Genomic DNA, 11,856 nt, shown 5'->3' on the forward strand with positions numbered 1-11,856 from the left:
AGGGGGGAATGGAGATGAGTGAACGGTTTTACTTATACGATGATACGATCGAGGCAGCGGTCCGGTTCGTCAGCTTTGTCGGCGAGCGGCAGCGGTTCGATTTGGCGTTAATTGAAAATGACCGCTTTTATGGGAAATATTTGGTGCTGGATTTGCAAAGCAACCGGTTTGCCATTCTTGGCCGCGACGATTTGGAGGAGCCGGGCTATATCGAACGCGCCTATGCACTCAGCGAACAAGACGCCGATGAGCTGCGCGCCTTTTTGGACGAATGCCTTTCATAACCTTCCTCGGTTTTGGACATCTTATGAAACACCCCCGACAGCAAGGAAGGTGAGACGAATGGCGGAACGAGAACAATATGCCGACTTTTCCGTCGTCGAAAAACAGCGCAACTTTTTAACCGCCGAAGAATTCCCGGAAGGTCCGTACGGCTCGCCGCGCCGCGATGACGCCCTGGTCGAGAACAAAAGCACGCCGTGGAAGGAAGGGCAGCGCCATTACAGCGCCTTCAACTATGAGTTCAAATCGTTTCACCAAAACATTCCAAGGCGCGATCCGGCCTCCCATCCGCCGCACGACGACCCGCGCCAAAGCGAGCAGTTTCCATACAACGAAGGCGAATGACGTGCGACCGCCCGGCAGCGGGCGGCTGCCGCCTTTACCGCTTCACCTTGCGCAACACAAAATAGGCGCACCCAAAATTGCAATATTCATACAAATACTCGGACAGCGTGCTGATTTTCGTATCATACGTCGCCTTTTGGTTATGGTCATCGAAAAACCCGCGCAGGCGAAGCTGATTGTATCCCCAATCGCCGACAATGTAGTCGTACTTCCCTAAAATATCGGCGTATCGGGCGCGAAACGCCTCTTCGTTAAACGCGTTTTTGACGTTTTCAACCAGTTCATAACAATAGTTGTTAACGCAAATCACCGCTCTCACCTCGCCTTTCCACTTTCATCATAAACGATGAACCGCACCCAATCAATTACTATTATCAAACAGCGAACCGCGTGCCACCCTAAAAGCGAGGGGGGGCTGACGATGAACCGATGTTGGATCGCCGCCGCGTTCGGAACGGCGATCGCCCTGGCCGGCTGCGCGCAGACGGCGCAGGACGAAAACACCGACGTCTACAAACGGAGCGGCAATACGATCAATGTGACCGACCGCAATGAGCTGTACAACGAAAATGGGGTGCCAAACGGCGATGACACGCCGATGAACAACTTCGGCTACGTCCGCCATCAAAAAAGCCCGATCCTCGGCGATGCAAACGGCTATAACGACATGCCGTCGTTCAACCGCGAGCAAGCCGCCGATTTAATCAGCAAACTGTGCACGCAGCTACCGGGCGTCAACGATGTCGCCACGCTCGTCACCGATGAAGAGGTGCTTGTCGTCTATGACGCCGACACAAAAAATCGGCAGCAAACCGCCGACCAAGTGAAAAAGACAGCGCTGTCCGTCGTTCCCCGCTACTACCATGTGTATATCGCCGACAATCCACAGCTGATGAAAGACATTGAGCGCTTCGGGCTCCTTGATTCGAACGCGCGCAATATCGACCAACTTCTCGATGCCACGATTCAGCGGATGTTGAAATATCCGCAAGGGAAAAAGCTGAGCGACGGGGAAAATGAAAACGGCGAAATGATCAACGAGACAAACGACCACCTCGACCGTGACTTCCGCGACGGCACGCCGCGGCCGACGCCGGCCGGACGGTAGCGAAAGAAAACGGTCTGCCTGTTTCTTAAAGAGGCTCGACCGTTTCTTTTTTCCGGCAACAAAAGCCGCCAGTCAAAGTGTTTGCCGCCTGGGCGCGATGCCCGCATCTCCCCTCGCAGGCTGTTTGGCGGCAGCGAGGGGGGCGGACGCCGGCTTTGACTCCGCAAGCCCGGGCGCCTGCCATCTTCACGCCTTCAGCTGCCGCGCTTTCGCCGCTTCGTTCACCTGCTCGTCGGCATGGTACGACGAACGGACGAGCGGACCGGCCTCGCAATGGCTGAACCCTTTGCTCAGCGCGATTTCTTTCAGCTCTTGGAATTCGTCCGGATGGTAATATTTGACGACTTTCAAATGTTTTTTCGTCGGCTGCAAATATTGGCCGATCGTCAAAATGTCGACATGGTTGGCGCGCAAATCGTCCATCGCTTCGATAATTTCCTCTTTCGTTTCCCCAAGGCCGACCATGATGCTCGATTTCGTCGGAATGTCCGGCTGCAGTTCTTTCGCGCGCCGCAAAAACTCAAGCGAGCGTTCATATGTCGCCCGGGCGCGCACTCTCGGCGTCAGACGGCGCACCGTTTCGATGTTATGGTTTAAAATATCGGGACGGGCGTCCATCAGCGTTTTTAAGTTTTCATACACGCCGCCCATATCCGATGGCAGCACTTCAATCGTCGTAAACGGATTTTTCCGGCGGATGGCACGCACCGTTTCCGCAAACACCGCCGCCCCGCCGTCTTTGAGGTCATCGCGGGCGACGGCCGTAACGACGACGTGTTTTAAATTCATGATGCGCACCGACTCAGCGACGCGTTCCGGCTCTTGCCAGTCAAGCTCGGTCGGGAGCCCGGTTTTGACAGCGCAAAAGCGGCAGGCGCGCGTGCAGACGCTGCCCAAAATCATAAACGTCGCCGTCCGCCTTACCGCCCAGCACTCATGAATATTCGGGCACTTCGCCTCTTCGCACACAGTATGTAAACGATTTTCCCGCATCAGCTTCTTCAATCCGATATAATGTTCATTCGTGTTCAGTTTAATCTTCAGCCAGTCCGGCTTGCGGACATGTTCTTCGTTTGTTGCCATCGTTCTCACTCCACTTGTCGAGGATTGTTCCATTTTCATTATAAATGAAAAACGCGAAAAAACACAAAAAAATAAGCCTCTTTCCTCTTTTTAACATTTATGAATCGCCTGTTTCTCCCCAAACTAAACATATGAAATGGGCGAAAAGGGGGGATTCCACGTGCACCGATGGTTTGTCGCCCTATGGGTGGCGACGGTGTTGTTCATAGCGGCCAGCGCGGCTTCCGCGGCGGAAAACGACGACGCAGTATACGAACAGCGCATGGAGCTGTATAAAAAAGCGGAGGCGGTTTCGCTCATTCCATGGTATTACTTTGCCGCCATCGACCAGTATGAACGGAACATCCGGCAAGCGCGCCGCGACTTGCCAAAACCAACCGGCGTCCTCGGCATTTATATGAAACCGGACGTATGGGCCGGACCGCTGAACAAAAATCCGCACGATACGAACCCGTTTACGATTTCCCAGTTTGGCGGGCTCGGTGTGGACGGAGACGGGGACGGCAAGGCGCGGGCGGATGACGACGACGACGTCATCATGGCCATGGCACGCTATTTGCAGACATACGGTATCGATCATCGCCATATTAAAATCGCGCTTTGGAACTATTACCAGCGTTCCAAAACGGTGGATTTGATTTTAGGAAAAGTGAAGATTTACAAAAAATACAAGACATTGAAACTGGATGACCATGTCTTTCCGCTCCCGTTGCGGGCGAATTACAGCTACCGCGACACGTGGGGCGATGCGCGCGGCTGGGGCGGGCGCCGCATTCATGAAGGAACCGACATTTTCGCCGGCTACGGCGTGCCGGTCCGCTCGACGTGCTATGGCATTGTCGAACTGAAAGGATGGAATAAATACGGCGGCTGGCGCGTCGGCATCCGCGACATCAACAACACGTACCATTATTTTGCCCATTTGAACGGCTTTGCCGCCGGGCTTCGCGAAGGGCAAATCGTCGAGCCGGGCACGATCATCGGCTCGGTCGGCAGCTCCGGCTACGGACCGCCGGGCACCGCTGGAAAGTTCCCGCCCCACCTCCATTACGGCATGTACAAAGACAACGGCTATACGGAGTGGGCGTTTGACCCGTATCCGCACTTGAAAGCGTGGGAGCGGGCCGAGCAGCAGCAACAGCGGCGCCGCTAGCAGCGGCGGCTGGACAAAAAAGAGGCCGATGTCGGCCTCTTTTCGTCTTTCTGCTTTCGTTAATGCCCGCCCAAATACGCCTGTTTCACTTGCTCGCTCGCCTGCAGCTCGCTCGCCGCCCCCGACAGGACGACGCGCCCGGATTCGATGACGTAGGCGCGGTCGGCGATGGAGAGCGCCATGTGGGCGTTTTGTTCGACAAGCAAAATCGTCGTTCCCGATTCGTTGATTTCCTGAATGATGCGGAAAATCGTCTTCACCAGCAGCGGCGCGAGCCCCATCGACGGTTCGTCAAGCAAGAGCAGCTTCGGGCGCGCCATGAGCGCACGGCCGATGGCGAGCATCTGCTGCTCGCCGCCCGAAAGCGTGCCGGCCAGCTGCTTGCGCCGCTCCTCGAGGCGCGGGAACAGCTGAAAGACTTTGGCAAAGTCTTGTTGAATGCCGTCTTTGTCTTTGCGCAAAAACGCGCCAAGCTCCAAGTTTTCCTCGACCGTCATATTGGCGAACACGCGCCGCCCTTCCGGCACGTGGGAAATGCCTTGCTTGACGATCGTTTGCGCCGCCTTGCCGGCGATCGAAGCCCCTTCGTAGACGATGTCGCCACTTTTCGGCTTCAACAAGCCGGAGATCGTTTTTAGCAGCGTCGTTTTGCCGGCGCCGTTTGCGCCGATCAGCGTGACGATCTCGCCTTTGTTCACCTCAAGCGATACGCCTTTTAAGGCATGAATGTTGCCGTAAAACACATCGATTGCCTCCACTTTCAACACGTCACGACACCTCCTCGCCAAGGTAAGCCTCGATCACTTTCGGGTTGCTGCGCACTTGTTCCGGCGTGCCGTGGGCGATCAATTGGCCGTGGTCCAACACGTAAATGCGCTCGCATATGCCCATCACAAGCGACATATCATGCTCAATCAACAAAATCGTCAACGCAAACCGTTCGCGGATAAACGCGATCAAGTTCATCAATTCTTTCGTTTCTTGCGGGTTCATGCCGGCGGCCGGCTCGTCAAGCAAAAGCACTTTTGGCTGCGCCGCCAGCGCCCGGGCGATCTCAAGCCGGCGCTGCTGGCCGTACGGCAAGTTTTTCGCTTTCTCGTGCATGACGCCGTCAAGCTGAAAAATGTTCAAAAACTCGATCGCCTTTTCTTCTATTTCCTTTTCCCCGCGGAAATGGGACGGGAGGCGGAGAATGGAGCTCGCGATCGAATGGCGGGCATGCGCATGGTAGGCGACTTTCACATTGTCGAGCACCGACAGCTCGCCGAACAGGCGAATGTTTTGAAACGTCCGGCTGATCCCTTTGCGCGTAATTTTATACGGCGGCAGTCCGTTCAACGTCTCGCCGTCAAGCATAATCCGCCCGTCAGTCGGCACATACACGCCCGTCAACAAGTTAAACAGCGTCGTTTTCCCCGCGCCGTTCGGGCCGATGAGCCCGACAAGCTCCCCTTGATATAGCTCCATCGTCACACCGGAGAGCGCCTTCAGCCCGCCAAACTGGATGCCGACGTTTTCTGCTTTAAGCAACGGTGTTTTTGCCGCCATGATTCATTCCTCCCTGCGCTGCCTTCCGCCATTTGAAGAGCGAAGATAGTTCTTTCGTCCCCATCAACCCGGTTGGACGGTACAGCATCACCAAAATCAAGACGATGCTGTAAATGATCATCCGCGTTTCCGGATAGTTTTGCAAGAACGTCGAAACGATCGTCAGCAACACCGCGGCCACCACCGCGCCGGATAGGCTGCCGAGCCCACCGAGGACGACGAAAATCAAAATGTCGAACGATTTCAGGAAGCCAAAGTTCGATGGCTGAATAATGTAAAAGTGGTGCGCATACAGCGCTCCGGCGATGCCGGCGAAAAACGAACCGATCACAAACGCCGCCACTTTGTAATACGTCGTGTTGATCCCCATGGCATCGGCGGCGATTTCATCTTCGCGGATCGAGATGCACGCCCGTCCGTGCGTCGAGTTCGTGAAGTTGGCGATCACCAAAATGGTGGCAAACAGGCAGGCGAACACCCACGGCCATGTCGTCATATGCGTCACCGTCATGCCGCTCGCCCCGCCGACGTAATCGATGTTCAAGAGCGCGATGCGGACAATTTCGCCAAAGCCGAGCGTGGCGATCGCCAAATAATCGCCTTTTAAACGCAAGCTCGGCACGCCGATGATGAGGCCGGCGAGCGCCGCCGCCACCCCGGCAGCCAAAACGCCGGCCGCAAACGGCAGCTGCAGCTTCATCGTCATAATCGCGGAGGCATAGGCGCCAACGGCGAAAAAACCGGCATGGCCAATGGAAAATTGTCCGGTGATCCCGATAATTAAATGAAGGCTGACGGCCAAAATGACATTAATCGCCATAAAAAAGAGGGTATTCACATAAAAGATGTTTAACGTTCCGCTTGCAATCAGCCACTCGACAACAACGAAAAAGGAGAAGGCCAGTATGACGGAAACCCAAAATCCACTCGTCCGCTTCCAAGTTGCCATTGTTCCCTACCATCCTTTACACTTTTTCTCGTACGTTCTTGCCAAACAATCCGGCCGGCCGGAAAATGAGGATGAGAATTAAAATGACAAACGCCACTCCGTCGCGCCAAAGCGAGTAGCCGAGCCCGCTGACGAGCGATTCGATGACGCCAAGCAAAAGCCCCCCGACCATCGCTCCCGGAATGATGCCGATTCCGCCCAACACGGCGGCGACAAACGCTTTTAATCCGGGAAGAATGCCCATCAATGGCTCGATTTTTGTATAATAAATGCCGAAAATAACGCCTGCCGCCCCCGCAAGCGCCGAACCGATGGCGAACGTGGCCGAAATCGTATTGTCGACGTTGATTCCCATTAACCGGGCCGCTTCCGCATCATGAGAGACGGCGCGCATCGCTTTCCCGATTTTTGTCCGGTGAACAATGAACTGAAGAAGGACCATCAAAACGAGGGACGTGCCGAGGATGAACAGCGACTGGCTGCTGATGACAACGCCAAACAGCTCCAAGTTCCGATCTGACAGCAACGTGCTCGGATACGCTTCCGGCTGCGCCCCACGCAAATAAATGATGACGTACTCAATGAGCAGCGATACGCCGATCGCTGTAATGAGCACAGCAATGCGCGTCGCGTTGCGCAGCGGCTTGTACGCAATCCGCTCAATGACTACCCCGAGCACGGCACAGGCGGCCATCGCCAACAACAGCGCTGGGAAAAAACCGACGCCGAGCATCGTCACAGCGTAAAAGCCGACGAATGAACCAATCATAAAGACGTCGCCATGGGCGAAGTTAATGAGCCGGACGATGCCATACACCATCGTATAGCCAAGCGCGATGAGCGCATAAATGCTGCCTAGCGAAATGCCGTTGACCAGCTGTTGAATGAGTTCCATGATTGCACGCTCCTTAACGAAAACTCGTCGTTGGCCAAAAGAAATGCCGGATGGGAGGGCGCCCCTTAGGGGCCTCCTCTGTCCACGCATCCATCCAGCCTTTTATTACGGATTCACTTTTGTTTTAAATTGCTGCTGCCCGTCTTTGTATTCCAAAATAATGGCCGATTTGACAGGATTGTGGTTTTGATCGACCGTAAATGTTCCCGTGACAAGCTGCAAATCTTTCGTTTGCGCCAGCGCGTCTTTAATTTTCACCGGATCGGCGCTGCCAGCCCGTTTGATGGCATCCGCCAAGAAGTATGCCGTATCGTAACCAAGGGCGTTAAAGGCGTCCGGCGCTTTATTGTATTTCGCTTGGAACGCTTTGACAAATTCTTGAATTTTCGGATCCGGGTCGCCCGACGAATAATGGTTCGTAATGTACGTATTGTTCAACGCGTCTTTGCCAGCAAGCTCAATCAGTTTTGGCGAATCCCAGCCGTCGCCGCCCATGATCGGGATGTTCAACCCAAGCTCTCGCGCTTGTTTGACGATCAAACCGACTTCTTCATAGTAGCCCGGCAAGAATAAAAATTCCGGATTGGCCGATTTAATGCTCGTCAGCGTGGCGCGGAAGTCGGTGTCTTTCGCCACATACGCTTCTTCGGCAACAATTTGGCCGCCGCCGGCTGTAAATGTTTCTTTAAATGACGCCGCCAGCCCTTTCGAATAGTCGCTCGCGCTGTCGATCAAAACAGCCGCCTTTTTTACTTTCAAGTCGTTCAGCGCAAATTTGGCCGCCACCGTTCCCTGGAACGGGTCGATAAAGCACGTCCGGAAGACGAACTCGTTCACTTTGCCATCTTTGACGGTCACCGTTTCGCTCGTCCCAGACGGTGTAATAATCGGAACTTTATTGTCATTGGCAATTTGCACTTGAGCGAGCGTGTTCGTGCTCGTCGCCGAGCCAATGATGGCGACGACTTTATCCTGGCTGATCAACTTGATCGCGCCGTTCGTCGCTTCGGCCGCTTCCGATTTGTTGTCGACTTTCACCAACTCCAGCTTTTTGCCGTTGATTCCTTCTTTGTTGATTTCCTCAAGCGCCAAGTCGAGCCCTTCCGCAATCGACTGGCCGTATGACGCGGCCCCGCCGGACAGCTCAAGGTTGGCGCCGATTTTAATCACATCGCCGCCCCCGCCTCCGCCGCTGTTTCCGCCTGAAGAACTGCCTCCTTGCTGGTTGCCGCCGCAGCCGGCCAAAAGACCCGCCGTCAGCATCAATGAGAAAAAGACACCTGCTGCTCTTTTTTTCTTCATTTCTTGTTCCCCCATTGTTCAAAATGTTCTGTCACCAGAGCGCACACCTTTTTCTGCATACTATATCGATAGAGTCCGTATGCCTTGTGCGCTCGTGCGCCGCGCCGGATGGCGCCGCAAACTGATGCATGCCTTCCGATGCCGGCCGTTCATCCCCCCTCTCAAACTGATATATAAATAATAAAATTATTTTCAATTTAATATAATATTACAAAATTCGAACCAACTCGTCTAGTTGTTTTCTATTTAAAAAACAAAAAAGCTGTTTCCTCTTGACAAACGCCAGAGAAACAGCCAAAGCCCCTTCGCCGAGAAGAACACTTTTTTTGCATAACATTTCCATGTTTCTGTAAAAACCATTCCCAACGGCTGACGGGCACCCGTCAACCTAACGGAACTATATAGATGCAATTTGAAGCTTTGCCATTTGCAGCTTTTACCCGAGTATTTGATCGACTGTCGGGCGACCGAACAACGCCGCTTAAAGACCCATATATGGGTCTGTGAAGCAGGCGGTTGTTCGATCCTCCGTCACGCCTTGGCTTGCCTTCGACAGTCGAACGAGAACGATCGATTTAGGAAGATGACAGTCGCCGGCCTTTTAGAGGCGCACATTGACAGCCTTTCCCACTACCGCTTCGGAAGCTGGATGGACGGGCCGACTTGACCGCCGTTTTTGTTGTAAAATTGCGGCACTTCTCCCGGAATAAAGCGCATCACAACTGGAATATCTGTTGTCACATTGGAAATTTTCGATGCAAAAGGAATGACGACCTGGATGTCGACCGATACATGAATATCAATTTCAATAAAAAAACTGTTAATATCATACGCTCGAATTTCTTTCGTCACTTCCGATTCGACATTGCCAACGATCTGAAACTGCACCGGAATGCGCGGGCCGAGGTTGGCGAGCAGCACGTTGTTCGTCACTTGGCCGAGCGGGATATAGTAAATGATCCCGCGGCTGTCCCCTTGGCCGGATTCGACCTCAGGCAGCACCATCCGTTCGATCCGTCCTTCTGTCGCCGCCTTTAAGCTTTCCATCACATGATCATCCGTCTCCGATAAGATGCGATTGATCACCGCAGTGTCAAAATCGACCGACACAATTTTGCCGCTTTCGTCCTTTTGAACCGTGACCAGCTGCCGAAATTCAGGGTTGTCTTTTTGAAACTGCTGCTCAATGGCGTTATTGATCACCAAGTTGGCAATCCGCTTCGTTTCCGTTTCCGCAATTTCCATCAGCATCGGCTCAATGCCTTTATTCACGATCCAAAGCCCGGCCGCTGTGGAAAACATAAAAAAAACGAATGTCAATAAAAACACGTAGCGGAACGGAAGCGGCCCTCTCCGCACAAATCGGGGGCGCAGCAAAATGAAATCCCTCCTTTACAAGCTATATGTATGCTTGCAAGGAGGGATTTTTTCACCGCATTTTCAACAGCGCGTCTTTTCCTTTCATTCCCCGTTTGATGCCAAGCTCCTCGGCGGCGACTGTCACCGATTCGAGCGGCGCCTCAAGCAACTGCTCGACCGTGCGCACCCCGACCGCCCGTCCGGCGACAATGCCGCGGTCGCGCAGCTTTTCGTTCAATAACGCCACATCGAGCGCCCCGCACATGATGTACCCTTTTTCACTCGCCACCGCCAGCAAGTTCGTTTTCGGCAGCTGGACGGACACCGCGACAAACGGATGTCCCTCAATGATAATCGGCTTGACTTCCACCATCGCCGCAGTCACTCTCCTTTCCATACTCCAATGTATGAAGCATGGAAAAAGAAGTGCCTGCCTATTGGGCCAATTTCCAGGCGAGAAGATCGCGCAAAAACTCCGGCATATAGTACGTTTTCTCCGCTGCCCGCTGAATTTGCGGATAAAAATGACCAATGGCAAACATGTCGGTCGTCGCCACGTCATAGGTGCGCTCCGGCTCGAGCGGCTCGCCGTTGATTCGAATGGCGCGGATATGCCAGGCGCCGTCTTCTTCCAGCTCCGTTTCGATCTCGACGCCGTCGTACACCATTTCCCCCATCACTTCGCCGCGGAAGCCAAACCCTTTAAAACGAAAATGCTTCATCCGTTCCGTATTGGCCTCAAGGATAATCTCTTTGAGCTCCGCGCCGCGCAGCTTCACCTTGCACGGGTTGAGCGGATGCGGGCAAATGCGATGCAAATCTTTTTTCGTCACCGGTCCTCTCGCAAGCGGTTCAAGCAGCACCCCGGCGTTCACCATCCCGATGTCCGCCTGGCACCATTCGCGCAGCGCAGACGCAAGCAAACGGGCAAGCGGCGACGGAGCGAACCAGTCAAGCGGCAAGTCATCATGGAGCACGGCGACTTGTTCCGCTTCAAGCCGCGCCAAACTTTTCTGTTCAAGGGAGCGAAGGCGGCACGCCACTTCTTCGGAAAACGGCATCACACCAGCATCCAACACCTTCGCAGACGCCCGCCCAAGACGTCGCCCTTCCACTTCCAGCTTAACGACACCGACATATTGTCCGTATTTCCCAGCCGCGCAAAGAAGCGCACCGTTTACTTCCTTACCTTCTGGAAACACATGGTGGGTGTGAGCGCCCAACACAATATCCACGCCCGGAATCGTTGCAGCGATTTTTTCATCTTCATTCACCCCAAGATGAGACAGCACAACGACGCAATCGGCCTTTTGCCTCACTTCCTCCACCGCCGCTGCCAACATGTCAAACGGCGGAACGATCTTCCAGCCGAGCAGCTCGTAAAAGTGAGAAAACGGAGCGGTGGCGCCAACCACCCCAATGCGAAACGTCTCCGTCGCCGGGATGACGACATACGGAAGCGCCCAATGCGGCCGCACGCCATCGCGGCGAAACAAATTGGCGACAACGACCGGAAACCGAGCCTGTTCGTACAACGTATCCAGTTCATCATGATCAAGGGTGATCCCTTCGTTGTTGCCGATCGTCACCGCATCATAGTGAAGATCGTTCAATAAGTCCACATTCGCTTTTCCACGCGTCGCCTCGGTAATCGGGTGCACGCGATCGAGAAAATCGCCGACGTCAAACAACAGCATCGCCTCGTTGCGAGCGCGATGTTCCCGTCTCCGTTCCGACAAAAAGCGGACGATTTGCGGCCAATGTTCAAAATGGCTGTGCACGTCGTTCGTATGATAAATGTAGATAGTTTGCTTCAAAACGCGCGCCCCTCC

At 54.1% G+C, this 11,856-nt stretch carries 14 protein-coding genes; 4 read left to right on the plus strand and 10 right to left on the minus strand.

What is annotated here, in order from left to right; translation table 11 throughout:
* The first annotated feature begins 14 nt into the window (after positions 1–14).
* Together QSJ10_RS13060 and QSJ10_RS13065 are read left to right on the plus strand one after the other, a co-directional pair.
* Complete coding sequence (locus QSJ10_RS13060; protein WP_033016324.1) at positions 15–284, plus strand: DUF3055 domain-containing protein; 270 nt, start codon at positions 15–17, stop codon at positions 282–284.
* A 58-nt stretch (positions 285–342) separates the two neighbouring features.
* On the plus strand, positions 343–627 hold the full coding sequence (locus tag QSJ10_RS13065; RefSeq protein WP_033010390.1) for a hypothetical protein: 285 nt from the start codon (positions 343–345) through the stop codon (positions 625–627).
* A 34-nt stretch (positions 628–661) separates the two neighbouring features.
* On the opposite strand, the gene QSJ10_RS13070 is transcribed toward QSJ10_RS13065, so the two are convergent.
* Positions 662–937, minus strand: coding sequence for a YutD family protein (locus QSJ10_RS13070; RefSeq protein ID WP_053532276.1), 276 nt, complete (start codon positions 935–937; stop codon positions 662–664).
* A 111-nt stretch (positions 938–1,048) separates the two neighbouring features.
* Between QSJ10_RS13070 and QSJ10_RS13075 the strand changes: the two genes are divergently transcribed.
* Positions 1,049–1,735 carry a YhcN/YlaJ family sporulation lipoprotein gene (locus QSJ10_RS13075; protein ID WP_033016325.1) on the plus strand — a complete coding sequence of 229 codons (687 nt, stop codon included), beginning with the start codon at positions 1,049–1,051 and terminating at the stop codon, positions 1,733–1,735.
* A 186-nt stretch (positions 1,736–1,921) separates the two neighbouring features.
* Here the strand turns inward: QSJ10_RS13075 and lipA are convergent, their stop codons facing one another.
* Positions 1,922–2,818, minus strand: coding sequence for a lipoyl synthase (gene lipA, locus QSJ10_RS13080; RefSeq protein WP_033010386.1), 897 nt, complete (start codon positions 2,816–2,818; stop codon positions 1,922–1,924).
* A 136-nt stretch (positions 2,819–2,954) separates the two neighbouring features.
* On the opposite strand from lipA, the gene QSJ10_RS13085 reads away from it, so the two are divergent.
* Positions 2,955–3,971: a M23 family metallopeptidase gene (locus tag QSJ10_RS13085; protein ID WP_412729197.1), complete on the plus strand. Its 1,017-nt coding sequence runs from the start codon at positions 2,955–2,957 to the stop codon at positions 3,969–3,971.
* Between the two features lie 59 nt (positions 3,972–4,030).
* On the opposite strand, the gene QSJ10_RS13090 is transcribed toward QSJ10_RS13085, so the two are convergent.
* The 8 genes from QSJ10_RS13090 to QSJ10_RS13125 all read right to left on the minus strand — a co-directional run bounded on the left by QSJ10_RS13090 (position 4,031) and on the right by QSJ10_RS13125 (position 11,841).
* Positions 4,031–4,738, minus strand: coding sequence for an ABC transporter ATP-binding protein (locus tag QSJ10_RS13090; RefSeq protein WP_033016329.1), 708 nt, complete (start codon positions 4,736–4,738; stop codon positions 4,031–4,033).
* Between the two features lies 1 nt (position 4,739).
* Entirely contained in the window at positions 4,740–5,519 is a 780-nt protein-coding gene (locus tag QSJ10_RS13095) for an ABC transporter ATP-binding protein (RefSeq protein WP_033016330.1), read from the minus strand.
* The gene (locus tag QSJ10_RS13100) at positions 5,494–6,468 is read right to left on the minus strand and encodes a branched-chain amino acid ABC transporter permease (protein ID WP_033016332.1); all 975 of its coding nucleotides are present in this window, start codon (positions 6,466–6,468) and stop codon (positions 5,494–5,496) included. The genes QSJ10_RS13095 and QSJ10_RS13100 overlap by 26 nt, the downstream gene beginning before the upstream one ends.
* Before the next feature lie 16 nt (positions 6,469–6,484).
* Positions 6,485–7,363 (minus strand): branched-chain amino acid ABC transporter permease, encoded by an 879-nt coding sequence (locus QSJ10_RS13105; RefSeq protein WP_033010381.1) that lies wholly within the window; start codon positions 7,361–7,363, stop codon positions 6,485–6,487.
* Between the two features lie 105 nt (positions 7,364–7,468).
* Positions 7,469–8,665, minus strand: a complete 1,197-nt coding sequence (locus QSJ10_RS13110) for an ABC transporter substrate-binding protein (RefSeq protein ID WP_049624161.1) — start codon at positions 8,663–8,665, stop codon at positions 7,469–7,471.
* A 630-nt stretch (positions 8,666–9,295) separates the two neighbouring features.
* Positions 9,296–10,042, minus strand: coding sequence for a sporulation protein YunB (yunB, locus tag QSJ10_RS13115; protein ID WP_033016333.1), 747 nt, complete (start codon positions 10,040–10,042; stop codon positions 9,296–9,298).
* 52 nt (positions 10,043–10,094) lie between these two features.
* Positions 10,095–10,397 (minus strand): YunC family protein, encoded by a 303-nt coding sequence (locus tag QSJ10_RS13120; protein ID WP_033010377.1) that lies wholly within the window; start codon positions 10,395–10,397, stop codon positions 10,095–10,097.
* Positions 10,398–10,458: 61 nt separating this feature from the next.
* Positions 10,459–11,841, minus strand: coding sequence for a bifunctional metallophosphatase/5'-nucleotidase (locus QSJ10_RS13125; protein WP_049624160.1), 1,383 nt, complete (start codon positions 11,839–11,841; stop codon positions 10,459–10,461).
* Positions 11,842–11,856: the final 15 nt, after the last annotated feature.

Source organism: Geobacillus stearothermophilus ATCC 12980 (genome assembly GCF_030369615.1).
GTDB lineage: Bacteria > Bacillota > Bacilli > Bacillales > Anoxybacillaceae > Geobacillus > Geobacillus stearothermophilus.